At 68.9% G+C, this 25,893-nt stretch carries 21 protein-coding genes; 10 read left to right on the top strand and 11 right to left on the bottom strand.

The window, feature by feature from the left end:
* Positions 1-20 precede the first annotated feature (20 nt).
* From gnd to dnaA, 3 genes are all read right to left on the bottom strand, one after another.
* Complete coding sequence (gnd, locus tag ACWC94_RS06315; protein ID WP_450795212.1) at positions 21-896, bottom strand: phosphogluconate dehydrogenase (NAD(+)-dependent, decarboxylating); 876 nt, start codon at positions 894-896, stop codon at positions 21-23.
* Between the two features lie 277 nt (positions 897-1,173).
* Complete coding sequence (gene dnaN, locus ACWC94_RS06310) at positions 1,174-2,304, bottom strand: DNA polymerase III subunit beta (protein WP_450795211.1); 1,131 nt, start codon at positions 2,302-2,304, stop codon at positions 1,174-1,176.
* 975 nt (positions 2,305-3,279) lie between these two features.
* Positions 3,280-5,277 carry a chromosomal replication initiator protein DnaA gene (gene dnaA / locus ACWC94_RS06305; RefSeq protein WP_450795210.1) on the bottom strand — a complete coding sequence of 666 codons (1,998 nt, stop codon included), beginning with the start codon at positions 5,275-5,277 and terminating at the stop codon, positions 3,280-3,282.
* Between the two features lie 395 nt (positions 5,278-5,672).
* Here dnaA and rpmH point away from each other — a divergent pair, with 395 nt between their 5' ends.
* From rpmH to ACWC94_RS06260, 9 genes are all read left to right on the top strand, one after another.
* Positions 5,673-5,810, top strand: a complete 138-nt coding sequence (gene rpmH / locus ACWC94_RS06300) for a 50S ribosomal protein L34 (RefSeq protein ID WP_015659252.1) — start codon at positions 5,673-5,675, stop codon at positions 5,808-5,810.
* Between the two features lie 21 nt (positions 5,811-5,831).
* On the top strand, positions 5,832-6,203 hold the full coding sequence (gene rnpA, locus ACWC94_RS06295; RefSeq protein ID WP_078992730.1) for a ribonuclease P protein component: 372 nt from the start codon (positions 5,832-5,834) through the stop codon (positions 6,201-6,203).
* Complete coding sequence (yidD, locus tag ACWC94_RS06290) at positions 6,200-6,565, top strand: membrane protein insertion efficiency factor YidD (RefSeq protein ID WP_363214132.1); 366 nt, start codon at positions 6,200-6,202, stop codon at positions 6,563-6,565. Before rnpA ends, yidD begins: the two co-directional genes overlap by 4 nt.
* Before the next feature lie 3 nt (positions 6,566-6,568).
* A complete protein-coding gene (gene yidC, locus ACWC94_RS06285; RefSeq protein ID WP_450795209.1) occupies positions 6,569-7,846 on the top strand; it encodes a membrane protein insertase YidC in 1,278 nt (425 codons plus the stop codon).
* Between the two features lie 15 nt (positions 7,847-7,861).
* Positions 7,862-8,374, top strand: a complete 513-nt coding sequence (locus tag ACWC94_RS06280) for a Jag family protein (RefSeq protein ID WP_450795208.1) — start codon at positions 7,862-7,864, stop codon at positions 8,372-8,374.
* A 117-nt stretch (positions 8,375-8,491) separates the two neighbouring features.
* Positions 8,492-9,208, top strand: coding sequence for a 16S rRNA (guanine(527)-N(7))-methyltransferase RsmG (gene rsmG / locus ACWC94_RS06275; protein WP_450795207.1), 717 nt, complete (start codon positions 8,492-8,494; stop codon positions 9,206-9,208).
* Positions 9,209-9,551: 343 nt separating this feature from the next.
* The gene (locus ACWC94_RS06270; protein ID WP_450795347.1) at positions 9,552-10,625 is read left to right on the top strand and encodes a ParA family protein; all 1,074 of its coding nucleotides are present in this window, start codon (positions 9,552-9,554) and stop codon (positions 10,623-10,625) included.
* A complete protein-coding gene (locus tag ACWC94_RS06265) occupies positions 10,622-11,722 on the top strand; it encodes a ParB/RepB/Spo0J family partition protein (protein ID WP_450795206.1) in 1,101 nt (366 codons plus the stop codon). The genes ACWC94_RS06270 and ACWC94_RS06265 overlap by 4 nt, the downstream gene beginning before the upstream one ends.
* A 320-nt stretch (positions 11,723-12,042) precedes the next feature.
* On the top strand, positions 12,043-12,660 hold the full coding sequence (locus ACWC94_RS06260) for an N-acetyltransferase family protein (protein ID WP_450795205.1): 618 nt from the start codon (positions 12,043-12,045) through the stop codon (positions 12,658-12,660).
* 74 nt (positions 12,661-12,734) lie between these two features.
* On the opposite strand, the gene trxA is transcribed toward ACWC94_RS06260, so the two are convergent.
* The 7 genes from trxA to ACWC94_RS06225 all read right to left on the bottom strand — a co-directional run bounded on the left by trxA (position 12,735) and on the right by ACWC94_RS06225 (position 22,686).
* Positions 12,735-13,067 carry a thioredoxin gene (trxA, locus tag ACWC94_RS06255; RefSeq protein ID WP_450795204.1) on the bottom strand — a complete coding sequence of 111 codons (333 nt, stop codon included), beginning with the start codon at positions 13,065-13,067 and terminating at the stop codon, positions 12,735-12,737.
* A gap of 58 nt (positions 13,068-13,125) precedes the next feature.
* Positions 13,126-14,097 carry a thioredoxin-disulfide reductase gene (trxB, locus tag ACWC94_RS06250; protein ID WP_450795203.1) on the bottom strand — a complete coding sequence of 324 codons (972 nt, stop codon included), beginning with the start codon at positions 14,095-14,097 and terminating at the stop codon, positions 13,126-13,128.
* A 352-nt stretch (positions 14,098-14,449) separates the two neighbouring features.
* Entirely contained in the window at positions 14,450-15,319 is an 870-nt protein-coding gene (locus ACWC94_RS06245; protein WP_450795202.1) for an anti-sigma factor family protein, read from the bottom strand.
* Positions 15,316-16,041: an RNA polymerase sigma factor SigM gene (sigM, locus tag ACWC94_RS06240; RefSeq protein ID WP_450795201.1), complete on the bottom strand. Its 726-nt coding sequence runs from the start codon at positions 16,039-16,041 to the stop codon at positions 15,316-15,318. Before sigM ends, ACWC94_RS06245 begins: the two co-directional genes overlap by 4 nt.
* 26 nt (positions 16,042-16,067) lie before the next feature.
* Positions 16,068-17,789, bottom strand: coding sequence for a protein kinase family protein (locus ACWC94_RS06235; RefSeq protein ID WP_450795200.1), 1,722 nt, complete (start codon positions 17,787-17,789; stop codon positions 16,068-16,070).
* A gap of 118 nt (positions 17,790-17,907) precedes the next feature.
* Positions 17,908-20,262, bottom strand: coding sequence for a murein biosynthesis integral membrane protein MurJ (murJ, locus tag ACWC94_RS06230; protein WP_450795199.1), 2,355 nt, complete (start codon positions 20,260-20,262; stop codon positions 17,908-17,910).
* A gap of 45 nt (positions 20,263-20,307) precedes the next feature.
* The gene (locus ACWC94_RS06225) at positions 20,308-22,686 is read right to left on the bottom strand and encodes a DUF6049 family protein (protein ID WP_450795198.1); all 2,379 of its coding nucleotides are present in this window, start codon (positions 22,684-22,686) and stop codon (positions 20,308-20,310) included.
* A 277-nt stretch (positions 22,687-22,963) separates the two neighbouring features.
* Between ACWC94_RS06225 and ACWC94_RS06220 the strand changes: the two genes are divergently transcribed.
* Complete coding sequence (locus ACWC94_RS06220) at positions 22,964-24,430, top strand: CCA tRNA nucleotidyltransferase (protein ID WP_450795197.1); 1,467 nt, start codon at positions 22,964-22,966, stop codon at positions 24,428-24,430.
* A 113-nt stretch (positions 24,431-24,543) separates the two neighbouring features.
* On the opposite strand, the gene ACWC94_RS06215 is transcribed toward ACWC94_RS06220, so the two are convergent.
* Positions 24,544-25,806 carry an MFS transporter gene (locus ACWC94_RS06215; protein ID WP_450795196.1) on the bottom strand — a complete coding sequence of 421 codons (1,263 nt, stop codon included), beginning with the start codon at positions 25,804-25,806 and terminating at the stop codon, positions 24,544-24,546.
* Positions 25,807-25,893 lie beyond the last annotated feature (87 nt).

Here is a 25,893-nt window from a genome sequence, read left to right as displayed (position 1 = left end):
TCCCCATGGGTCCTTGTGGACTACTTCTTCTCTACGGCGTGACCGCCGAACTGGTTGCGCAGCGCGGCGATCATCTTCATCTGCGGCGAGTCCTCCTGACGGGAGGCGAACCGCGCGAACAGCGACGCGGTGATCGCCGGCAGCGGCACCGCGTTGTCGATCGCGGCCTCCACAGTCCAGCGTCCCTCACCGGAGTCCTGTGCATAACCGCGCAGGCCCTCCAGGTGCTCGTCCTCGTCGAGGGCGTTGACGGCGAGGTCCAGCAGCCAGGACCGGATGACGGTGCCCTCCTGCCACGACCGGAACACCTCGCGGACGTCCGTGACGGAGTCGACCTTCTCCAGCAGCTCCCAGCCCTCGGCGTAGGCCTGCATCATCGCGTACTCGATGCCGTTGTGGACCATCTTCGCGAAGTGGCCCGCGCCGACCTTGCCGGCGTGCACCGAGCCGAAGTCGCCCTCGGGCTTCAGCGCGTCGAAGACCGGCTGCACCTTGGCGACGTTCGCGGCGTCGCCGCCGTACATCAGCGCGTACCCGTTCTCCAGGCCCCAGACGCCGCCGGAGACACCGCAGTCGACGAAGCCTATGCCCTTGGCCGCCAGCTCCTCGGCGTGCTTCTCGTCGTCCGTCCAGCGGGAGTTGCCACCGTCCACGACCACGTCGCCGGGCTCCAGCAGCTCGGCGAGCTGGTCGATGGTCGACTGGGTGGGCTCGCCGGCCGGGACCATCACCCAGACCACCCGCGGACCGCTGAGCTTGCCCACAAGTTCTTCCAGGCTGTGGACATCCGCGAGGTCCGCGTTGCGGTCGTACCCGATGACGGTGTGGCCCGCGCGGCGGATCCGCTCGCGCATGTTGCCGCCCATCTTGCCGAGGCCGACGAGACCGAGCTCCATCAGTTGTGTTCCTTAGGTCGCTGTGTGGCAGAGAGGCACCTTCGTGCCGAGCCGAGCCTAAACCCGACCACTCCCGCACAGCTGTGGGCATACGCGCTCATGCGATAGGCCTCTGACCTGCGGCTTTACTGGCGCAGCTGCGGGCAGTCGCGCTCCCCGGTGCCTTACGGGCCGGGGAGCACCCGGCCGGGCCGGCAAGCGATCCGGCCCCCGGCCGACACCGGCGCCGGGTACCCACAGCGGGCACCCGGCGCTGTGCACAGCTGTGGACGAACGCTCAGCCGCTGAGCCGCACCGGCATGATCAGGTACTTGTACGCGTCGTCGGCCTCGGCGTCCACGGCAGGCTTCCCGCTGAGCAGCGCCGGCTTGGTGGACGTCGTGAACGACAGCTGGGCCACCGGCGAGTCGATCGCGCTCAGACCGTCCAGCAGGAACGTCGGGTTGAAGGCGATGGAGATGTCGTCGCCCTCCAGCTGGGCGTCGACCCTTTCCACAGCCTGTGCGTCGTCGCTGGACCCGGCCTCCAGGATCAGCACACCCTGCTCGAAGCTCAGCCGCACCGGGGTGTTCCGCTCGGCCACCAGCGCCACACGCTTGACGGCTTCCACGAAGGGGGCGGTCTCGATCACGGCGACGGAGTTGAACTCGGTCGGGAACAGCGTGCGGTACTTCGGCAGGTCGCCCTCGAGCAGACGCGTGGTCGTACGCCGCCCCGCGCCCTCGAAACCGATCAGGCCCTCGCCCGCGCCCGACCCGGACAGCGCCAGGGTCACGCTGTCACCGGCACCGAGCGACTTGGCGGTGTCCAGCAGCGTCTTGGCGGGGACCAGGGCGACCGCGGAGGCGTCCGGGTTCTCCGGCTTCCACAGGAACTCGCGGACGGCGAAGCGGTAGCGGTCGGTGGAGGCCAAGGTGACCGTGTCGCCCTCGATCTCGATGCGCACACCGGTGAGGACGGGCAGCGTGTCGTCACGGCCGGCGGCGATGGCCACCTGGGAGACGGCGGCCGCGAAGACCTCGCCGGGGACGGTGCCGGTGGCGTTCGGCATCTGCGGCAGTGCCGGGTACTCCTCCACGGGCAGGGTGTGCAGGGTGAACCGGGAGGATCCACAGACCACGGTCGCCCGTACACCGTCTGTGGAAATCTCCACCGGCCGGTTGGGCAGGGCGCGGGAGATGTCGGCCAGCAGCCGGCCGGAGACGAGGACGGTGCCCTCCTCGTCGACCTCGGCTTCCACGGACACCCGCGCGGAGACCTCGTAGTCGAAGCTCGACAGGCTCAGCTGGCCGTCCTCGGCCTTGAGGAGGAGGCCGGCGAGGACAGGCGCCGGCGGACGGGCCGGGAGGCTGCGTGCCGCCCACGCCACTGCCTCCGCGAGTACGTCGCGTTCCACCCGGATCTTCACCGTAAGCCGCCTCCTGCTGTTGCTACTGAGTCCTCCGACTCGGTGTCACCGCCCACTGCGACGGGAAGGACACCGGGGACCAGTCTGACGCACCGCACTGACAGTAGGTGCCTGTCGGGGTCAAGTCGCTCCGAGGGGCAGCCGGGCACGGGACAGCGAGTTGTGCACAGGCCCCGCTTCAAAACGATTGCCGAACTCTCTCTAGTCGGGAGTAGTAGTAGGGCCTGTGGATACCGTGGATAACCGCGTTTTCCCAGCTCAGAGCCGGAATTTTGTCCACCGGGCCTGTGGGTGGAGGCAGTGGACAACTGGGGGTATCTGTGGAGAACAGAAAGTTCTGCACACACCGCCCACAGCCCGAGGGCAGTTCTCCCCAGCTGCGTCCCCAGGTTTACCCACGTTTCCCACAAGCCAATCCGGCACCTTCGTGTGACGGCTTTCACTCGACGCGGTGAGTGGGTGCGTCGCGTTGCCGAACAGTGGACAGCCATGTGGAGAAGCCGGGGATCACTGGGGACAACCCGCGTCGGCCTGTGGGTCGTCGGTGGACAACTTCGTGCACAGCCTGTGGATCCTCTCCTTTTCCACAGTCTGTGGAGATCGTTCGTCCACGATTCCACAGGCTGCTGAGCTGGGCGAACGGCGTGTGAACCGGCTGCCTGTGGACGCCGTTCGGGACAACTCCACAGTCCCCAGCATGTGGACGGAAGAAAGTCACCGAATCTGTGGAGAGTGGCCGTAACCCGGCAGAAAATCGAACACACGCTGGCGAGCGGGGAACGCTCCACCCCCCTGCCGGCACCCACGTACAGCTGCCGGCACCCGCGACCCGCGCACCCCTGCCGGCAGCCGCGCCGGGCACCCGCAAGGACACCGGGCCCTTCCTGGCGGCAGCCCCCCATGCCGAAGGGCGCCCCCGGGACAGGTGTCCCGAAGGCGCCCTCAGCGCCGGCGCACGACCGGCGTCAGCTCACGTCAGCCGTTCTTGATGCGGTTGGTCAGCTCGGTGACCTGGTTGTAGATGGACCGCCGCTCGGCCATCAACGCCCGGATCTTGCGATCGGCGTGCATCACGGTCGTATGGTCCCGCCCACCGAACTGCGCCCCGATCTTCGGCAGCGACAGATCCGTCAGCTCACGGCACAGGTACATGGCGATCTGCCGCGCGGTGACCAGCGCCCGCCCGCGCGACGTACCGCACAGGTCCTCCACCGTCAGCCCGAAGTAGTCCGCGGTCGCCGCCATGATCGCCGTGGCCGTGATCTCGGGCGCGCTGTCCTCGCCGCCGGGGATCAGGTCCTTCAGGACGATCTCCGTCAGGCCCAGGTCCACCGGCTGCCGGTTGAGCGAGGCGAACGCCGTCACCCGGATCAGCGCACCCTCCAGCTCGCGGATGTTCCGCGAGATCCGGGAGGCGATGAACTCCAGCACCTCCGGCGGCGCGTTCAGCTGCTCCTGCACCGCCTTCTTGCGCAGAATCGCGATGCGCGTCTCCAGCTCGGGGGGCTGGACGTCGGTGATCAGACCCCACTCGAAACGGTTCCGCAGCCGGTCCTCCAGCGTGACCAGCTGCTTGGGCGGCCGGTCGGAGGACAGCACGATCTGCTTGTTCGCGTTGTGGAGCGTGTTGAAGGTGTGGAAGAACTCCTCCTGCGTCGACTCCTTGTCCGCGAGGAACTGGATGTCGTCGACGAGCAGGATGTCCATCTCGCGGTAGCGCTTGCGGAAGCTGTCGCCCTTGCCGTCGCGGATGGAGTTGATGAACTCGTTGGTGAACTCCTCCGAGCTGACGTAGCGCACGCGCGTGCCCGGGTAGAGGCTGCGCGCGTAGTGCCCGATCGCGTGCAGCAGGTGCGTCTTGCCGAGCCCCGACTCCCCGTAGATGAAAAGGGGGTTGTAGGCCTTCGCCGGTGCCTCGGCGACGGCGACCGCCGCCGCGTGCGCGAACCGGTTGGAGGCGCCGATGACGAAGGTGTCGAAGAGGTACTTGGGGTTCAGCCGTGCCGTCGGTTCGCCGGGACCGCTCGCCGGCGCGGGCTGTGCGGCCAGCGGGCCGGGCGCGCCGGGGCCGCCGGCCGCGGGCAGGTCCGGGCGGCCCGGACCGCCGCGGCGCGCCGGGCCGCCGCCCGCCGGTTGCTCGGGCGGCTCACGGCGGACGGGATCGCGCTGGTCGTACTCGGTGCGCGACGGGTCGTACTCGGGGCGTGCGGAGTCGTAGTCGGGGCGCCCGGAGTCGTAGTCCGCGCGCGGGCTGTCGTACTCGCCGCGCTGCTGCTCGTACGACGGCCGGTCCATGCCCTGCGAGCGGTAGTCCGACGAGGGCGGGCCGTAGGCGTCCGGACCGGAGCCGTAGGTGTCCTGGGACGACGGCGAGGCGTACGGGTCGCGCTCGGGGAAGCCGAGTCGCGGCTGCTGCCAGCCGTACTCGTCCTGCGCGGGACGCGGCCAGGCGCCGGGCTCGCGGCGCTGGTACTCGGAGGGATACGCCGGGCGCACGACCGGAAGCTGCTCGGCGCGGCCGGGGGGCACCTGATCGGCGCGGTGCTGCTGCTCGGCCGACGGCTGCTCGGGGGCGCGGTGGCGGCCGTAGCCCTCGTACGGCCGTTCGTCGTACGCGGGGCCGGACGGCAGCTCGGGCTCCTCGTAGCGGGGCTTCGGCGTCTGCTGCACCGGCGCCGCGGGAGCCGGCGGCTCGCCGGCGGAGTCGTCCACGGTGATCGCGATGCGGATGGGACGGCCGCACTCACGGCTCAGCGTCTCGCTGACGACCGGGGCGAGACGGCCCTCGAGTACGCCCTTCGCGAATTCGTTCGGTACGGCGAGCAGAGCGGTGTCCGCCACCAGCGCGAGCGGCTGGCAGCGCCGGATCCAGTGCTCGTCCTTCGCCTCGACACCCTGTCCGCGGCCCTCTCCGAGGAGCTGCTCCAGTACTCGTGGCCACACTGCGGCAAGATCGGCAGGTACGTCAGCCACAGGGCACGCTCTCTCACAGGTCCCACGAACGTGTGATCGCGGGACGGGTCGGGGGGTACATCGGGTGGTCGGTGGGTCAAACCCGCCGGGGCGGGGGACAAAAGAACGAATCGGAGTTCAGCCACGGTAGTCAGCGCGGCGGGTGCGGTTCAAGTTGTTGTCCCCAGCCTGTGGATAGTGTCTCCCGGCGACCCTCGGTTTGACCGGATGGCGTAGCCCCGCGTACCGTAACCAGGTCGAGTTGTCGATGGCTGCTGCCGCCTGCCTCCGATGGGCACAGGTCACGTCAGGTGATCGGGAAGCGGTGCACTCGGGCGTGACGCGAGCTACTCGTGGGCGCACGGTGACAGCCAAGACGGCACCCCGCCACTACCGATTCTTTCTGGAGCCCCCGAGTGAGCAAGCGCACCTTCCAGCCGAACAACCGTCGTCGCGCGAAGACCCACGGCTTCCGCCTGCGGATGCGCACCCGTGCGGGCCGCGCGATTCTCGCGAACCGTCGTGCCAAGGGTCGCGCCAGCCTGTCCGCCTGATCCTGATCAGGTCATGACGTCGTGCTGCCTACCGAGCATCGGCTGAGGCGGCGCGAGGACTTCGCGACCGCGGTTCGACGAGGACGCCGGGCAGGACGCCCGACCCTCGTCGTCCACCTTCGTAGCGGTGCCACGGACCCGCACGCGCCTGGGGAGAGCGCTCCCCCGACGCGTGCGGGTTTCGTCGTGAGCAAGGCCGTGGGTGGTGCGGTCGTGCGCAACAAAGTGAAGCGCAGACTGCGTCATCTGATGCGTGACCGAGTCGCCCTGTTTCCCCCCGGTAGCCTGGTAGTCGTACGAGCGCTGCCCGGATCGGGCGACGCAGACCACGCACAGCTGGCCCGAGACCTGGATGCCGCCCTTCAGCGGCTGCTGGGAGGGGGCGCGCGATGAAGTACCCGCTGCTGGCTCTGATCAAGCTGTACCAGTGGACGATCAGTCCACTGCTGGGGCCGGTGTGCAAGTACTACCCGTCGTGCTCCCACTACGGCTACACGGCCATCGACCGGCACGGTGCGATCAAGGGAACGGCACTCACCGCCTGGCGCATCCTCCGGTGCAATCCGTGGTCGCTGGGCGGTGTGGACCATGTTCCGCCGCGCAAGCGCCCGCGGTGGCACGAAATGCTGCGCGACGCTTGGCGTGCACGCAGGGGCGGGCCCTCCGCCGCCGAACCGGCCACCGAAGAGAAGCTCTCTTCCGAGCTTCCTCCGAGCCCGGCCGCAGAGACTTCGTCCCATGCCCAAGGAGCATGATTAGTGGACACGATTGCCAGCCTCTTCAGTTTCATCACCTGGCCCGTCTCCTGGGTCATCGTCCAGTTCCACAAGGTGTACGGGGCGATCTTCGGGCCTGACACCGGGTGGGCCTGGGGCCTGTCCATCGTGTCCCTGGTGATCCTGATCCGCATCTGCCTGATCCCGCTCTTCGTGAAGCAGATCAAGTCGACGCGCGCGATGCAGACGCTCCAGCCGGAGATGAAGAAGATCCAGGAGCGCTACAAGAACGACCGGCAGCGCCAGTCCGAAGAGATGATGAAGCTGTACAAGGAGACGGGCACCAACCCGCTCTCCTCGTGCCTTCCCATCCTGGCGCAGTCCCCGTTCTTCTTCGCCCTGTATCACGTGCTCAACGGCATCGCGACGGGCTCGAAGATCGGCGCCATCAACGAGCCGCTGCTCAACAGCGCCCGTCATGCGCACATCTTCGGCGCCCCGCTCGCCGCGAAGTTCATGGACAGCGCGGACAAGGTCGCGGCGCTCAACGCCACGCTGACCGACGTCCGGGTCGTGACCGCGGTCATGATCGTCCTGATGTCGTTCTCGCAGTTCTACACGCAGCGCCAGCTGATGACGAAGAACGTCGACACGACGGTCAAGACGCCGTTCATGCAGCAGCAGAAGATGCTGATGTACGTCTTCCCGGTCATGTTCGCCGTCTTCGGCATCAACTTCCCGGTCGGTGTCCTCGTCTACTGGCTGACCACCAACGTGTGGACCATGGGCCAGCAGATGTATGTCATCCGCAACAACCCGACCCCGGGTTCCAAGGCCCAGGCCGCCTACCTGGAGCGCCTGACCAAGCACGTCACCCACGCCGGGAAGGTCCGCCGCCGCAGCGAGAAGACCATCGTCAAGGCGATCGTCGCCAAGGGCCGCGACCGCAACGAGTTCGAGCGCAAGTTCATCAACGCCCTGAACAAGGCCGGTCTCGCCGCCCAGACCGACGGCACCGTGGTGAAGAGCGTGACCCAGGCGGAGGCGCAGACCGCGGACGGTGCGGAGACCACCTCCGCGGCGGCCGGTACCGCGGCGCGGCGCCAGCAGCCCAAGCGTCAGTCCAAGTCCCAGCGTCAGTCCGGCGGGCCCAAGCAGGCCGACGGGACCACCTCGCTGGAGAAGTCCGACGAGCCGCAGGACGCCAAGCCCGCCGCTGCCCAGCAGTCTCCGAAGCCCGGCTCCGGCACCCGCAGCAAGGCCCAGTCCGGCCAGCGCAAGGGTGGCCCGCAGCGGCCCAAGTCCCCGTCCAAGAAGTAAGAAGGAGCCCATCCCGTGACGGAAGGCACCACCTCCGCCGCTGCCGAGGGTGCAGACACCCTCACCCGCCTGGAGCAGGAGGGTGAGATCGCGGCGGACTACCTGGAGGGTCTGCTGGACATCGCCGACCTCGACGGCGACATCGACATGGATGTCGAGGCCGACCGCGCCTCCGTGTCGATCATCAGTGACACCGGCGGCCGCGACCTGCAGAAGCTGGTCGGCCGGGACGGCGAGGTGCTGGAGGCGCTGCAGGAGCTGACGCGCCTGGCCGTGCACCGGGAGACCGGCGACCGCAGCCGGCTGATGCTCGACATCGCGGGTTACCGGGCCAAGAAGCGGGCCGAGCTGTCCGAGATCGGCGCCAAGGCCGCCGCCGAGGTGAAGAGCACCGGTGAGCCGGTCAAGCTCAAGCCGATGACTCCGTTCGAACGCAAGGTCGTGCACGACGCGGTCAAGACCGCGGGGCTGCGCAGCGAGTCCGAGGGCGAGGAGCCGCAGCGGTTCGTCGTCGTACTGCCCGCCTGATCGGCCCCCACGTTTTACCGGCCCCGTCTGTTGAGCAGACGGGGCCGAACTTTGTCAGCCTGGTAGTTCTGGTGGCCGGTGCGCGAAGCGCCGGCGCTGTACGGAAGGACGGTCCCCGTGACGGAGGCAGCGGAGCTTCCCCCCGCGCCCGAACAGGCGCGGGAAGTGTTTGGTGATCGCTTCGCCGATGCGGTCCGCTATGCGGAGCTGCTCGCAGAGGCGGGCGTGCAGCGTGGCCTGATCGGCCCGCGGGAAGTGCCCCGCCTGTGGGAGCGGCATCTGCTGAACTGTGCGGTGCTCTCCGAGGCCGTCCCCGAGGGAGTGACGGTCTGCGATGTCGGCTCCGGTGCAGGACTGCCCGGTATCCCGCTCGCTCTGGTGCGGGAGGACCTGAACATCACGCTGCTGGAGCCGCTGCTGCGGCGCACCAACTTCCTCACCGAGGTCGTCGAGCTGCTCGGTCTGGATCACGTCACGGTCGTGCGGGGCCGTGCCGAGGAGGTTCTGGGGAAGCTGTCGCCGGTCCATGTGGTGACCGCCCGGGCCGTGGCCCCGCTGGACCGTCTGGCCACGTGGGGTATCCCGCTGCTGCGTCCCTACGGCGAGATGCTCGCCCTCAAGGGGGACACCGCGGAGGAGGAGCTGAAGGCCGCGGCCACGGCACTCAGCAAGCTCGGCGCGGTGGAAACGTCCATCCTGCACGTGGGTGAGGGAGTGGTGGACCCGCCGTCCACCGTCGTGCGGGTCGAGGTCGGCGAGAGCCCCGGCGGTGTGCGGTTCGCGGCGAAGCGGGCGAAGGCGGCCCGGACGGGCCGGGCCCGTCGACGCCGCTGATATCAAGGAGGCGTCCATGCTGGGAGGCATGGGCGCCTCTGATCCGTCCTGACGACGAGACGTACTCCACACAAGCTGCCGAACCTACGCAGGTCGGAGTGTCGCGAAGGTCCGGTCGCCGCCGCTGTGCATCGTGTTTCACGTGAAACGTCGCTCTCTGCTTCACGGCATCATCAGTCGCGGCCGCGCTGCGGCCGAACCGCGCGACCGCAGGCCCCTCGGTTCCCTGAGAGAGGAACCCGCCCCTCCAGGCACTTCGTCCCTCTCCAGAGGCACGGAGTTGTCCACAGAGGTGGATTTCTCCACAGAACACCAGGCCTCACTGGTTCACGACCCCGAAGGCATGGGAGGCTCTGTTCATTGCGAGCCTGAAGTCGAGGAGAGTGAATCCTTGCGGTCCGACGCCAACATCGCGGGACCGATGACCGATCCGGTCCCCGGTCCCCGTACCGAGTCGATGGGGGCGGATGTTTCACGTGAAACACCGCCTCCGATGGACGACACTCCCATCGGTCGTGCGGCCCAACTGGCGGTAGAGGCTCTGGGCCGCGCCGGCGAAGGTCTGCCGCGACCGGAGCAGACCCGAGTCATCGTGGTCGCCAACCAGAAGGGCGGCGTGGGCAAGACGACGACGACCGTCAACCTTGCCGCTTCGCTGGCTCTGCACGGCGGTCGCGTCCTGGTGATCGACCTCGACCCCCAGGGCAACGCATCCACGGCCCTCGGGATCGACCACCACGCGGACGTTCCTTCCATCTACGACGTGTTGGTGGAGAGCAAGCCTCTGGCCGAGGTCGTCCAACCGGTCCTCGACGTGGAGGGTCTCTTCTGCGCTCCCGCCACCATCGATCTCGCCGGTGCTGAGATCGAGTTGGTGTCCCTGGTAGCCCGGGAAAGCAGGCTGCAGCGGGCGATCCAGGCCTACGAACAGCCTTTGGACTACATCCTCATCGACTGTCCGCCCTCGCTCGGTCTGCTGACGGTCAATGCACTGGTGGCGGGCCAGGAGGTCCTCATCCCGATCCAGTGCGAGTACTACGCACTCGAGGGTCTGGGTCAGCTGCTGCGTAACGTCGACCTGGTGCGGGGGCACCTCAACCCCACGCTGCATGTGTCGACCATCCTGCTCACCATGTACGACGGCCGGACGCGTCTCGCCTCCCAGGTCGCGGAAGAGGTGCGCACCCACTTCGGCGACGAGGTGCTGCGGACGAGCATCCCCCGTTCCGTCCGTATCTCCGAGGCGCCGAGCTACGGGCAGACGGTGCTGACTTACGATCCTGGTTCGAGCGGTGCCCTCTCGTATCTTGAGGCGGCCCGAGAAATCGCGCTGAAAGGCATTGGCATCAGCTACGACGCGAGCCAGGCCCACATCGGCGCCCAGAACGACCCGAACATGGTGGAGGGGATCCAGTGAGCGAGCGACGGAGGGGGCTGGGCCGTGGGCTCGGCGCACTGATCCCCGCTGCACCAACCGAGAAGACTCCGGCTCCGGCCGCGCTGGGAGGCGGAGCCTCCACCTCCCCGGCAGCGGTCCCGGTGCTGACGACTGATCGCGGAGTCGCCGCGGCGAAGGTGGCCACGCTGCCGCCTGTTTCACATGAAACCGAGGAGCCCCCGGTAAGCCCGGTCACCGAGATGCCGGCTCCTCCGTTGGGCGCGCACTTCGCCGAGATCCCTCTCGATGCGATCTCCCCCAACCCTCGCCAGCCGCGTGATGTCTTCGACGAGGAAGCGCTTCAGGAGCTGGTGACCTCCATCAAGGAGGTCGGTCTCCTGCAGCCCGTCGTGGTACGGCAGCTGGGGCCCGGTCGCTATGAGCTGATCATGGGTGAGCGCCGCTGGCGGGCCTGCCGTGAGGCCGGCCTGGAGGCCATCCCGGCGATCGTCCGCGCCACGGAGGACGAGAAGCTCCTCCTGGACGCGCTGCTGGAGAACCTGCACCGCGCGCAGCTGAACCCGCTGGAAGAGGCGGCCGCCTACGACCAGCTGCTGAAGGACTTCAACTGCACGCACGACCAGCTGGCCGACCGGATCGGGCGCTCCCGGCCTCAGGTCTCCAACACCCTGCGTCTGCTGAAGCTCTCGCCGACGGTTCAGAAGCGGGTCGCCGCCGGGGTTCTCTCCGCCGGTCACGCCCGAGCCCTGCTGTCCGTGACAGACCCCGAGGAGCAGGACCGGCTCGCTCACCGCATCGTGGCCGAGGGGCTGTCCGTGCGAGCGGTCGAGGAGATCGTGACCCTCATGGGCTCACGGCCCCAGAAGCCTCAGCGCCCCAAGGGCCCGCGCGCCGGCTCCCGGCTCTCGCCGGCACTGAACGAGCTGGCGACCCGCCTGTCGGACCGCTTCGAGACCCGGGTGAAGGTCGACCTCGGTCAGAAGAAGGGCAAGATCACCGTCGAGTTCGCCTCCGTGGACGATCTGCAGCGGATCCTGAGCAGCCTCGCGCCGGGCGAGGGGCCAGTGCTGCAGGGCGATCTGCAGGAGAACGCGTTGGAAGACCAGGACGACTGATCCTGGCTCAACCGACTCGGTCGTACGAGGAATGGGCCGTGTCCGGTGTGTACCGGAACACGGCCCGCTCTTTGCTTTGAGTCGGTATCGAGGGAATCGCATCGTGGATACGATGCGATCGGGTATGGCACTTCCACCGGACAGCGTCTGCATCTCTGATGGGGAGACGGGGCCATGCGATCGATGAGCCGCACCGGACTGGTGAGCGCGGGCCTGGGTCTTGGAGCGGTCGGCGGATTCGTCGGCAGCCTGCTCAGGGAGCGGAGCGCTTTGACAGCCGCTTGTGATGCGGCGGGCGAAGGAAGCGAGGAACAGCCTTCATGGGGCGTCGGCTCGTGCCGCTCACGCTGGACAACCTTCAGGACCTTCCCACACGCTGTCGCTCGTGTGTCTTCTGGGAGCTGGACCCCGTCAGCGGTGAAGCGGCGGTAAAGGCGGGCACCTCCGCGCCGGAGAAGGAGGCCTGGATCTCCGCCGTTCTGCTGGACTGGGGGTCGTGCGGCCGTGTGGTGTACGTCGACGACGTGCCGGTGGGTTTCGCGCTCTACGCCCCTCCGGCCTATGTCCCACGCTCGACGGCCTTCCCCACAAGCCCCGTCTCGCCGGACGCCGTGCAGCTGATGACGGCGTTCATCATGCCCGGTTATCAGGGCCAGGGGCTGGGCCGAGTGCTGGTGCAGACGGTCGCCAAGGATCTGCTGCGCCGAGGCTTCAGGGCGATCGAGGCCTTCGGGGACGCCCGCTGGAAGGAACCCGCCTGCCTGTTGCCGGCGGATCATCTTCTGGCCGTGGGGTTCAAGACGGTCCGGCAGCACCCCACACATCCCCGGCTGCGCCTGGAGCTGCGCTCGACGCTCTCCTGGAAGGAAGACGTGGAGATGGCGCTCGACCGGCTTCTGGGAGCGGTACAGAAGGAGCCTGCACTGCGGCCCCTCTAAAGGAGCCTGTGCTGCGGCCTAAAACGAATGGGCCAACCCCTCGGGGTTGGCCCATTCGTGTTTCACGTGAAACGTCAGTCGGCGATGAACTCATCGAGGTCGCGAACGATCGCGGCCTTCGGCTTGGCGCCGACGATGGTCTTGGCGACCTCGCCGCGCTGGTAGACGTTCAGGGTCGGGATGGACATGACGCCGTACTTGGCAGCCGTGTTCGGGTTCTCGTCGATGTTCAGCTTGACGATCTCGATCTTGTCGCCGTACTCGGCAGCGATTGCCTCGAGGGACGGGGCGATCTGGCGGCACGGGCCACACCAGGCGGCCCAGAAGTCCACCAGGACGGGCTTGTCGTTCTTGAGGACGTCCTGCTCGAAGGAATCGTCGGTCACATTCTTCAGGGTGCCGGCCACGGCGGGCTCCTTAACTCGATCGTGCGGTGAGGCGAGGGGGAAGAGGGAAGACGGAAGGTCAGACGGCGGCGGACTTCTCGGGCTCCGCCTTGTCCTCGTCCGCGAGGGCGGAGAGGAAGCGCTCGGCGTCGAGAGCAGCGGAGCAGCCGGTGCCGGCCGCGGTGATCGCCTGGCGGTAGGTGTGGTCGACCACGTCACCGGCGGCGAAGACACCGGTGACATTGGTGCGGGTGGACGGGGAGGCGACCTTCAGATAGCCCTCCTCATCCAGGTCCAGCTGGCCCTTGAACAGCTCGGTGCGCGGGTCGTGGCCGATCGCGATGAACAGACCGGTCACGGGCAGCTCCGACAGCTCGCCCGTCTTGACGTTGCGCAGCTTCAGACCGGAGAGCTTCTGCTCCCCCTGGATCTCGGCGACCTCGCTGTCCCATACGAACTTGATCTTCGGGTCGCCGAAGGCGCGCTCCTGCATCGCCTTGGAGGCGCGCAGGGTGTCCCGGCGGTGGACGATCGTCACGGACTTGGCGAAGCGCGAGAGGAAGGTGGCCTCCTCCATCGCGGTGTCGCCGCCACCGATCACGGCGATGTCCTGGTCCTTGAAGAAGAAGCCGTCACAGGTGGCACACCAGGAGACACCGCGGCCGGAGAGCGCGTCCTCGTTCGGCAGGCCCAGCTTGCGGTGCTGGGAGCCGGTGGTGACGATGACGGTCTTCGCCTGGTGCACCGTGCCGGCGGTGTCGGTGACGGTCTTGATCTCACCGGCCAGGTCGACCGAGACGATGTCGTCCGGGACCAGCTCGGCGCCGAAACGCTCGGCCTGCGCCCGCATGTTGTCCATGAGGTCGGGACCCATGATGCCGTCGCGGAAGCCCGGGAAGTTCTCGACCTCGGTGGTGTTCATCAGCGCGCCACCGGCGGTGACGGCGCCCTCGAACACCAGAGGCTTCAGCGACGCGCGCGCGGTGTAGAGCGCCGCCGTGTAGCCTGCGGGCCCGGAGCCGATGATGATCACGTTACGGACGTCGCTCACGGCTTGTTTCCTCGTCTCTGGTCTGCGTCGGTCGACCGGGGGGGAGCGCCTTTCAGAACTCTCACCCCACCCAACGGATCCTACGGGGCGCGCATTCCCACTGTGTCGGGGCGCACGCATGCGTCCAGGCCACGGACAGAACTGCCGGAGTGGCTCAGAAGTGCGGGGGAGAGCACGGCCGGGTCGCACGGCTCGCAGCGAGATCGTCTTCCGGTTCAATAGGAACTGTGTTCGATGCGAACCGGTGTCACGGGCGAACGAGGTGGCTGCCACCAAGACAAGTGGGCGACGTGGAAGGCCGCGAGTTCGAGGCTCGTGGCCTTTCATTGTCGACAGGCTCGGCCAAGTCGTTTCAGTGGCGGGGGAAGGACTCTTTCAGGAGGACGGTCCCCGAGGCCGTGGGAGGTTGGCTCATACAGGCCGCGTCGACGACATAGGCCGTGACCCGGGCGCTGTCATGGGTATCGGGCACGACGACGAGGTAGGCGCTCCTCCCGGCGTAGGTGCCCACCTTCGAGGCCAGCGCGTGGTCACTGCGGGGGATGACCCGCCGGATACAGCCGGGTACCGGGATCTCGGTCCGGAGCAGCGTGTTGGCGCTCTCTGTGCCCCCCGGCGTGTCCCGTCCGGAGTCGATGCCGGAGCGTGGTCGCTGACCGGTGTCCTTGTTCGAAGCCAACAGGTCCCGCACCTGGTTCTGGACACTGACACCGGAGAACGCGCTGCTGGACGGACTCGGCCTGCCATGAGCCGTCGGTGTCGACGTCCCACTGCCGAACACCTGGACTACCAGGGCCCCGGCCCCCAGTACGGCCGCAGTCAAAACACCCCCGAGAACGACGGTCCTGCGGCGGCTGCGCCGGCTCTTCTTCCGCCCTGGCCCGGTTGCCCCCTGCGGGCGCCCGGCGGGGCGAGAGGCCGTACCCGGTGTTTCACGTGAAACAAGACCGCTGGTGTCGTCTTCGGAGGCGCTGAGCAGGGCCTCGGCGGCTAGCGTCGCGTCGATACGACCGGCCACGTCGGCCGGCATGCGCACTGCTTCCGATACGGACCCCAGCAGTCCTCGGATCTCATCCAGCGAGGCATGGACGTCCGCGCACAGCTCGCACGAGTCGAGGTGCTGTCGTATGGCGCTGCTGCGGTCCGGAGGGAGAAGGCCTTCGGTGAGGTCGGAGATCTCCTCGACGTCCGGGTGCCCGGCCGTGTCTGTCGTGGACGTCACGCTCGCCCACCTCCGCCCTTCACTACGGCTGAATCGCTCGGTCCCGTGTTTTCGGGGCTCCCGTTCGGAGTCTCCGTTGCCGGTGGGACGGATGTCCCCTCCACCCGGTTCCGTCCCGCGCCGGGTTCCTTTCCGCTTCCGGAGCCTTCGGGCCGTAGATGAGCCAGCAGAGGCAGTAGCCGGGCTCTGCCCCGGGCGCACCGGCTTTTCACCGTCCCCGTCGGTACATCGAGGATCCGTGCGGCCTCGGCCACGGGGTAGCCCTGCATGTCCACGAGGACCAGGGCGGCCCGCTGGTCGTGCGGGAGGGTGCCGAGCGCTTCGAGGAGCTGGCGGTGCACGTCGTTCCGCTCGGCCGGTGCCGAAGCCGACTCATGAGGCTCGAGCAGTTGCTCCAGCCGTTCTGTGTCGTCGACCGGCGACGTCTTCCGTGAGGCCACCTTGCGGGCACGATCCAGGCAGGCGTTCACCGTGATCCGGTGCAGCCATGTGGTGACAGCCGACTGGCCCCGGAAGGTGTGGGCGGCCCGGTAGGCCGACACCAGGGCGTCCTGGACCGCGTCGGCGGCCTCCTCGCGGTCCCCCAGCGTCCGCAGCGCGACCGCCCAGAGCCGATCCCGATGCCGCCGGACGATCTCACCGAAGGCATGGGAGTCGCCTTCCACATGGCGGGCGAGCAGGTCCTTGTCGCTCACTCCGTCGTATCCGGCGTCCTCCGCCATCTGCCCCCTCCGGTCCGGGTGCGACGTCAGCCCGTGAACTTCACTTCGCCGATGGCCTGCTTCCAGCCGGCCCTGGAGTACAGGGTGGAGTCGTACCCCGAGTTCGGCACGGCCGTCAGCCAGACAAGGACGTACTGCGTCTTGACCGACTTGGTGACCTTCACCGTGGCGGTGGTGCCTCTGGTCGTGACGCTGCCGATCTTCGTCATGGAGCTCAGCGACGCCGGCGTAAGCGAGTCCGCAGCGTACAGCTCGACCGTCGTGTGGTCGCCCACGTAGCGCAGGTCGAGGGTGGCGGTGCTGAGCTTCTTCGCCGAGCCGAGGTCGTACACGATGCCGACACCCGGCTTGTACGGCGCTATGGTCGGACCTTCGTTGAAGCTCTTGGTCTTCCAGTACGTCGACGGGTCGCCGTCGTAGGTCTTGGATTCGGCGCCGAGGTTCTGGGAGCCGCCCTCGGCTACGAACTCCTGGCTGTTCTGGATCTTTATGGGTTGCGGCTTCGGCTTCGCGGCGCCCTTGCCGCCGTCGTCCGTCGTCTGGCTCTTGTTGGTGTTCTCCGGCTTGCCATCCTGGTCCATGAGGGCGTCCGCCAGCTGCCAGCTGCCCAGGCCGAGGGCGGCGATGAGGAGGGCGGACACCGCCCACTTCAGGGCCTTGCCGGTGCGGCTCTGCAGCGGGGGCGGCGGGGGAACGATCGGCTGGGCCACGCCGGGGTGCGGCGCCGGGCGGCCGTACGTGCCCTGCTGGTAGGTCGTGCGCTGGTATTCGGGCGGAGCCGTGAACGCCGGCTCCGGCGGGCGGATGCGCGGCATCTCGCCGATCGCCTTCACCAGCTCCTCCGGCGTGGTGCACGGAGCCTCATGACGGGAGGCGGTGGCCCCGTCGTTGGCGAGTGCGCGCATGGCCAGCTCGGACAGACCCCGGTGCACCCCCGCCCGCACCTGGTCCGGCGCGATCAGGCCGACGCCCTTGGGGAGGCCGGACAGACCGTACGCGTCGCTCTCGTACGGCCAGCGCTCGGTCAGCGCCGCGTACAGCAGGGCGCCGATCGCCTCGGTGTCGGTGCGCTGCGGGGTGTCGGAGCTGACGCCGCGCAGCGCGGCGTTCACGGCGAGGCCCCGGATGCGCCACTGGCCGGTCGAGGCGCGCAGCACCGCGTTCGGGTTGAGCCGCAGATGGGCGAGGCCCTCGCGGTGCGCGGCGGCCATGGCGGAGGCGACCTGACTGACCATCTGGTAGGCGTCATGCGGCTCCAGCGGGCCGGTCGCGAGGAGCGTGGTCAGCTCGGTGGCGTCGGGCAGCCACTCGTGCACGACATAGACGAGGTCGTTCTCCTCGACCGCATCCAGGACCTGGACGAAGCGCGGATCGCCGAGCAGCGCGGAGGAACGGGCTGCAGCCAGGACGGAACGGGCCCGTGCGTGGTCCGCGGGAAGGATGTGCACGCCGACGGCACGCCGGAGCTTCTCATCGACCGCACGCCAACTGCTGAATCCGTCCAGACGGGTGACGCACTCCTCCAGTCGGTAGCGTCTGGCGAGCTTGTGACCGCTGTGCAGTTCGGGAGGAGAGGCCTTCTTCCCAGGACTCTCGGTCCCGCCGCTCCCCCGTGCCTCGTCGCTGTCCGTATCCCGCTCCGGGTTCTTGGCCACCCCGTCGGCCGTGGACTGGTCCGCCTTGGCGGTCAGCGGCTGCTCACCGCTGTTGTCTGCCACGTCGACGGCAGCTGTGCTCCGTTCCGCCACCGTCGTCCCTGCCTCCCCATCCGTTGCACGCTGTCCGACGCCGAAACCAATTGTGCCCACAGTCCGCTGCTATGCACGACACACGGGGGCGGACGATGGTTGTGCACCTACCCCCGCCTCAGCGGCCCAGACGTCCGCGAACCATGCCCACGAGCGAGTTCAGCTCCTCGATGCGCATCCGGCGGGCGGCGACGAAGAAGACGCCGAGCAGGACGGCACCGCCGGCGAGCAGCGCGGCGAAGGAGCCGATGACGCCCTGGCCGAGGGTGCGCCCGATGCCGTAGCAGGCCGCACCGCTGAGCAGGGCCGCGGGCACCGAGGCGATGCAGAGACGGGCGTACGTCCGCAGCACCCGGGTGCCGTCCAGATCACCACCGAGCCGCTGGCGCAGCCGCCGCCAGGCGACGCCCACGCCGATCGCGTAGCTCAGACCGTACGCGGCGGCCATACCGGCGACCGCCCAGCGGGCCGGCAGCAGGAAGTAGCACAGGGCGGAGACGCTCGCGTTCACCGCCGCCACGATGACGGTGTTGTAGAAGGGGGTGCGGGTGTCTTCGTAGGCGTAGAAGGCCCGCAGGACGACGTACTGCACCGAGTACGGGATCAGGCCCAGACCGAAGGCCATCAGCATGTAGCCCATATTGGTGGCCGAGCCGGTGCCCGCGGAACCGAAGATCAAGGTGCACATCGGGATTCCGAGCGCGAGGAAACCGAACGCGATCGGGACGATGGCGACGGCGGTGGTACGCAGGCCGTGCGAGATGTCGTCGCGGACGGCACCGGCGTCACCCTCGGCTGCCGCGCGTGAGATGCGCGGCAGCAGGGCGGCCATCAGGGACACGGTAATGATGGCCTGCGGCAGACCCCAGATCAGCTGGGCGTTGGCGTAGGCGGCAAAGCCGGTGCCCTTGACGCCGGAGTCCTTGCCGGCGGCGGTGGACAGACGGGTGACGACCATGGCGCCTGCCTGGTTGGCGAGGACGAACAGGACCGTCCACTTGGCGAGCATGGCGGCCTTGCCCAGGCCATGGCCCTTCCAGTCGAACCGCAGCCGGATCCGGAAGCCGGTCTCGCGCAGGTACGGGATCATCGCCAGGGCCTGGACGACCAGTCCGAGCAGCACACCCACGCCGAGCAGCCGCTGCCCCTGGGGCGGGATGTTGTTGACATCCAGGTGGGAGTTCGCGGCACTGCCGTAGACCCAGATGAACAAGCCGAGCGAGACGATGATGACGATGTTGTTCAGGACCGGCGTCCACATCATCGCGCCGAACTTGCCCCGGGCGTTGAGGATCTGCCCCATCACCACGTGGATGCCCATGAAGAAGATCGAGGGCAGGAAGTAACGGGTGAAGGTGACCGCCACCTCGTTGGCGGCCGGGTTGCTGGCGATGGTGGGCGACAGCAACCGCACCAGCAGCGGCGCCGCGAACATCGCCAGACCGGTCAGCGCAGCCAGGGCCACCATCACCAGGGTCAGCAGCCGGTTGGCGAACGCCTCGCCGCCGTCCTCGTCCTCCTTCATGGACCGCACCAGCTGCGGCACGAAGACGGAGTTGAGCCCGCCGCCGACGGTGAGGATGTAGATCATCGTCGGCAGCTGGTAGGCCACCTGGAAGGAGTCGGCGAGGAAGCCGAGGCCGAGCGCTGCGGCGATCAGCGCGGAGCGGATGAAGCCGGTGAGGCGGGAGACCATCGTGCCCGCCGCCATCACGGCACTGGACTTCAGCAGCCCGGCGGCCTTGCCGCCCTTCTTCGCGGGGGCGGCAGAAACCGCGGGAGCCGCTACCGCCACGGGCGCCGCGTCCTTGTCCGGGCCTGCGGGATCCGGTGCCGGTGCCGGGGCGGGCACCGGAGGCTGCATCGGGTTCGCCGGGGCAGCCGGGTAGGGGGCCTCGGCGTACGGGGCGCCCTGCCCGTTCGCCGGGTACTGGCCGGCGGGACCGTACCCGGTGCCCGGAGCGGCGGCCTGTCCGGAGAAGCCAGGCGGACCCGCGGGCGCCTGCCCACCGCTCTGCTGCTGGTCCTTGAAGAGGTGCGCGAAGGCGTCCGGCTCGTGGTACTCCTCGCCCGAGTGCGTGACCAGGTCGTCCACGCCCACGAACTGGGTCGTGCGCGGGTCGTCGCCGTACGGCATGTACGGGGTCGCACCCTCCGGCTCAGGTGCCGGCGTCTGCGCCCACACCCGCGGGTCGGGCGCGTACGGTGACGGAGCGGGCGGGCCGTACAGCGGCTGCTGCTGCTCGTAGCTGCCCGCAGGGGGCGGCGGGTGTGCGGCACGGTCGTAGAGCGCCTCGGCGACCGGGTCCTGCGCGGCCAGGTCGTGCGCCCGGTAGGGGTCCTGGTCGTAGGCGTCCTGGAGGTACATGTCCGCCGCTTGCTGCGGCGGTACCTGACCGGGCTCCGGCGGCGTCTCGGGGTAGCCCGAGCCGGCCGCGCCCTGGCCGCGATCACCGTCGTACGGCGCGTTCATGCTTACCCCACCTCATCGTCCCTGGCTCACCGGCCACGACATCGCTCAACGGTCCACTCTCTCACCCGTCCCGGACGGGTCGGTGCTTTCCGGTGCGGTGTCCGGCGCAGGGTCACTCGGGTGCTCCGGGTCGTCTGCCCCGGAGGCGGAGCCGGATTCCTCCGGCTTTTCCGGGAGACGATCCGCGGGGGCGTCGGGGTTCCCCGGCTCGTCGGTGGTCTCTTCCGCCGTGCCGGCGCCGTCCTCGTTCCGGCGGGCCGCGGCGCGCTTGCGCTGGGTGTACATCCGGAAGCCGGCGAGGACGAGGAGGAGTACGCCGCCGCCGATGACCAGCATCACGGTGGGCGTGATCTCGGTGACCTTCACGTCGAAGCTGACGGGGTCGCCGTACCTCACGCCGTCCTCGGTGTAGAGCTGGGCGACCACCGTGACCCGGCCGTTGGCGTTGGCCGAGGTGGTGAACTTCACGGACTGGCTGTGCCCGCCGGAGATCTCGACCGGCTGCTCGTAGTACGCCTTGCCGCCGATCTTCAGACGGGTCGGCATGCTCGAGGTGAGGCGCAGGACCAGATGGCCGACGGGCTGGACGAGGTTGTTCTGGACGGTCACCGGGATGGTGGCGCTGCGCCCGGAGAGCTTGGTCTCCGACTTGTCGATCAGCTTGACCTGGTCGGCCAGGTGGCCGAGCCAGCCCTCGACGCCGTCCCGGTAGCTGCCCGCCTCCGCGCTCCTGCCCCGCCACGACGCCGACATCTCCCGGTTTATGGCCCGCCCGAAGGGGGTCACGACGCGGGACTGGTCGGAGAGGATCACCTGGAAGCTGTCGAGCTTGCCCTGGGTGCGCGCGATCTGCTCGAACGCCGCCTGCGGCAGCTCCCGCGAGCGCAGCGAGGACGGATAGGCGGACCCGGACGGGATGCGCGTGGTGGCATCCGGGTCGGGCTTGTCCTTGGCCGCCGCGCCGAGATCCTGGGACTGGGACCAGTTCCCGCCCTGGAGCGCCTTCAGCGCCGCCGCCATCGCCTGCGCCTGGCTCCCCGTGGGCATGCGCTGCGGGGCGACGACGACGCTGCGCTGCTTGTCCGTCTGCGCGTTCACCTCGAGGCTCTGGGCCAGGAACTCCTGCACGGCGAGCGTGGCCGAGTCCGCCTTCGTCAGATCGTCCTCGAAGGCCGTGGAGAGACGGGCGTCGGAGACCACCGCCGTGGTGCCACCGCCGACCGGGCGGGCGGCGGAAGGCGTGTACGACAGCCCGGCCGTCTCCTGGAGGCTGTCACTGCGGGCGATCACACGGTCGGCTCCGGCCGAGGTCGCGACCTTCATGATCGCCGGGTCCACGGCACCCTCCACCGGCCAGGCGAAGTCAGTGCTCGGTGTGACGTGGAGCACGGTGTTGACCGTGGTGGCCGCGACGTCGGTGGCGTCCTTGAGGTGGCTGAGTGAGCCGGTGACGCTGGTGCCGTTGTGCGCGAGGGACGCCAGGTCCGGGTCGCCGAAGGGGAGCGCGACGACCTCCTTGCCCGCCACCGCCTTCTGCAGGTTCGCCAGCCACTGCTTGGCGACGGCCTGGTGCTCCCGAGGGCCTGGCGTGGTGGTGTCCCCGTCCCCCGGCAGCCGGTAGTTGCCGGTCGCCATCCTGTCCACCGAGGCCAGCAGGTCCGGGTCGATCACCCAGGTGACGTCGAGGTCCTTGCCCAGCTCCACCATCTGGGCCAGCCTGCCGCCCGGCGCCAGCTCCTTGGCCAGGTCGTCGTTGAGGAACACAGGCGTCTGGAGTTCGCCGGCGCCCGTCTTGGCCGTCATGTGGACCGTGGAGAGCAGGGGCCACAGGAACGTCGTCCTGGTCTTGGTGTCGGCCTCGGAGGGCTGCCACGGCAGGAACGTCCGCCGGATGCCGAGAACCTGGTCCCAGGGCTGCGCGGCGGTCTGACCGGAGAGGGAGACACCGAACTCGTAGACGCCGTTGTCGCCGAGGTCGAGCTTGTCCACGGGGACGGAGATGCTGAAGTGCTCGGCGACGCCCGGGGACAGCTTGGCGAACTTCTCCTCGTACTTGCCGCCGACCTCGGAGCCGGTGCCGCCCTGCAGGTCGTCGGAGTGCCGGGCGACCGAGTCGATCTCCGAGCGGGTGTTCAGCAGGGGGCCCACCCGCAGACCCACGTGGGCGCCGGTGACGGTCTGCTTGCCGTTGTTGGTCACCGTGCCCGACACCGTCAGCGTGTCCCCGTCGGTGGGGGCGCTGGGGCCGAGCGAGTCCAGGGAGACGGACACCGTGTCCGAGGACGCGGCCTGGGCGGGCGCCGCGGCGGGCAGCTGCAGCAGCCCGGCCAGCAGAGGCGCCCCCGCGAGCAGCGCGCCGGTGCGCCGCAGCCACCGGCGGGCAGGTGAGGCACTGGTCCCCTGGAAGTCTGCCGCCTCGGCCACGCGCTCGCCCGTCCCTCGTCGTCGTCAGTGGTCGTCGGAATGTGCGTCCACGCATGGTAACGATGTGCGCTGAGGGGAAGTGCCGCGGTCTCCTCCACAAGATCGGGGAACCTCGACGGTCCGTCCTCTATATCCAGTATCGAGGCGAGAGCTACCGAACGCCGCGTGAGCAGTGCTTACGGTGGGTATGCCGGAAGCCGTCCACAGCTCCTGCCAGGGCCGCCCCGGGGGAAATGGAGGGCACCCCCGGCCGCCGGGGCACGTACCCTCTTCTGTTGTGCCGAACCCCAACGAAGACACTCCCTCTGCCCTGAGCCAGGCGCAGCAGCGCGCGGTCGCCGAGCTGCTGCGGGTGGCGCCCGTCGCCGACGACCTCGCGCGCCGATTCCAGGAGGCCGGGTTCTCGCTCGCCCTGGTCGGTGGATCGGTGCGCGACGCGCTGCTCGGCCGGCTCGGCAACGACCTGGACTTCACGACCGACGCCCGCCCCGAGGACGTACTGAAGATCGTCCGGCCATGGGCGGACGCCGTCTGGGACGTGGGCATCGCCTTCGGTACCGTCGGCGCACACAAGGGTGCCCGTGTCGGAGACACTGACGGGCACTTTCAGATCGAGATCACCACCTACCGGTCGGAGGCCTACGACCGCACCTCGCGCAAGCCCGAGGTGTCGTACGGCGACTCCATCGAGGAGGACCTGGTCCGCCGGGACTTCACGGTCAACGCGATGGCCGTGGCGCTGCCCGAGAAGGAGTTCATCGACCCGCACGGTGGCCTTGAGGATCTCGCCGCCCGGGTGCTGCGGACCCCGGGTACGCCCGAGGAGTCGTTCTCGGACGATCCCCTGCGGATGATGCGGGCGGCGCGGTTCGCCGCCCAGCTGGACTTCACGCTCGCCCCTGAGGTCGTCACCGCGATGACGGACATGGCCGGACGCATCGAGATCGTCTCGGCCGAGCGGGTCCGGGACGAGCTGAACAAGCTGATTCTCTCCGCACACCCACGCAAGGGACTGAGCCTGCTCGCCGACACCGGGCTCGCGGATCACGTGCTGCCCGAGCTGCCGGCGCTGCGCCTGGAGCGGGACGAGCACCATCGGCACAAGGACGTCTACGAGCACTCCCTGATCGTCCTGGAGCAGGCGATCGCCCTGGAGTCGGACGGCCCCGATCTCACGCTTCGGCTGGCCGCGCTGCTGCACGACATCGGCAAGCCCCGGACGCGCCGCTTCGAGAAGGACGGCCGGGTCTCGTTCCACCACCACGAGGTGGTCGGTGCCAAGATGGCCAAGAAGCGCATGACCGCCCTGAAGTACTCCAACGAGCTGGTGAGGGATATCTCACGGCTGGTCGAACTTCACCTGCGCTTCCACGGCTATGGCACCGGAGAGTGGACGGACTCGGCGGTGCGGCGTTACGTCCGTGACGCGGGTCCCCTGCTGGATCGCCTGCACAAGCTGACCCGCTCGGACTGCACCACCCGCAACAAGCGGAAGGCGTCCGCGCTCTCCAGGGCCTACGACGGCCTGGAGGAGCGCATCGCCCAGCTGCAGGAGCAGGAGGAGCTGGACGCGATCCGCCCGGACCTCGACGGCAACCAGATCATGGAGATCCTGGGGGTGGGTCCCGGCCCTGTCGTCGGCAAGGCCTACCAGCACATGCTGGAGCTGCGTCTGGAGAACGGTCCGATGGACCATGACGCGGCCGTGACGGCTCTCAAGGACTGGTGGGCAGAGCAGAGCTGATCTCTGCCGTGCCGCGGTCGGCGATGTTTCACGTGAAACACCGCGCGGGCTTCTGGCATCGAGGGGCGATGTTTCACGTGAAACATCGCCCTCTTCGTTTCCCGGTCATCGTCTCAGCGACGCTCGAAGCGGGCCAAGGCCGTGGCGACCGCGCCGTAGAGGACGGCGACCAGGACCACCAGGAGTGTCGAGCGGCCGTCCGGCGGCAGCATCAGGGCTGCCACTGCGGCGGCGCCCACGAAGGCCACGTTGAAGAGCACGTCGTACACGGAGAAGATCCGGCCGCGGAATGCGTCGTCGACACAGGCCTGGACGATGGTGTCCGTGGCGATCTTGGCGCCCTGGGTGATCAGACCGAGAATGAAGGCCGCGATCAGGAGGGGTCCGGCGGCGAAGGGCAGCCCGAGGGCAGGCTCCAGTACGGCGGCGGCGCCGGAGCACACTGCGATCCACCGCCCGGGACCGAGGCGCCCCGCTGCCCACGGCGTCACCGCCGCCGCCGTGAAGAACCCCGCCCCGGACACCGCCAGCGCGAGTCCGAGCAGCCGGAGCCCCTCCTCGGACGTCGTGGAGAGGGCGTACCGGCACAGCATGAGCAGAAGGACCAGCAGTGCGCCGTAGCAGAAGCGCATCAGCGTCATCGCGGCCAGCGCCCAGGCGGCTTCTCTCCGCCGGGGTGCGGCCAGGTGGCGGACAGCCGCGATGAGATCGCGTGATGTGTCGGCGAGGGCGGTGGACATCTGCGGGCGTTTGGGCTGCTGGTCGGGACCGAGGAGGGCGGGTGCCATGGTGAGGGCGCTGAGGCCCGCACACAGATAGAGGAAGGCGCCGAGGAGGACCACAGCCGCGTCGGATCCCGACGCCACGAGCCGTACGGCGAAGGCCAGACTGCCGCCCGCGGTCGCGGCGAGCGTTCCGGCCGTCGGTGACAGTGAGTTGGCGAGCACCAGACGCTCGGCGTCCACCACGCGGGGAAGGGACGCGGACAGCCCGGCGAGGATGAAGCGGTTGACGGCCGTGACGCACAGCGCGGAGACGTAGAACAGCCAGTCCGGGACCTGGCTGACCATCAGCGCGGCGGTGCCCGCGGCCAGCAGGGCGCGCAGCAGATTGCCGTACACGAAGACCTGTCGGCGCCGCCAGCGGTCCAGCAGGACTCCGGCGAACGGGCCGACCAGGGAGTAGGGGAGCAGCAGGACTGCCATCGCGGAGGCGATGGCGATGGCCGAGGTCTGTTTCTCCGGGGAGAAGACGACGTACGCGGCGAGCGCGACCTGGTAGACGCCGTCGGCGCCCTGGGACAGGAGGCGGATGTACAGCAGACGTCGGAAGTACCGCAGGCGCAATAGGACGCGCAGGTCACGGACGACGGGCATGGGGCACAGCCTCACACATGCGGAAGGTCCCCGGGTCGGTGAACCCGGGGACCTTCACAGCCCTGGCAGGAGCGTTCTGGCGCGAGC

Source organism: Streptomyces sp. NPDC001135, from assembly GCF_053598395.1.
The sequence above is the reverse complement of the archived record's forward strand: the minus strand, read 5'-3'. Positions and strand labels throughout refer to the sequence as shown.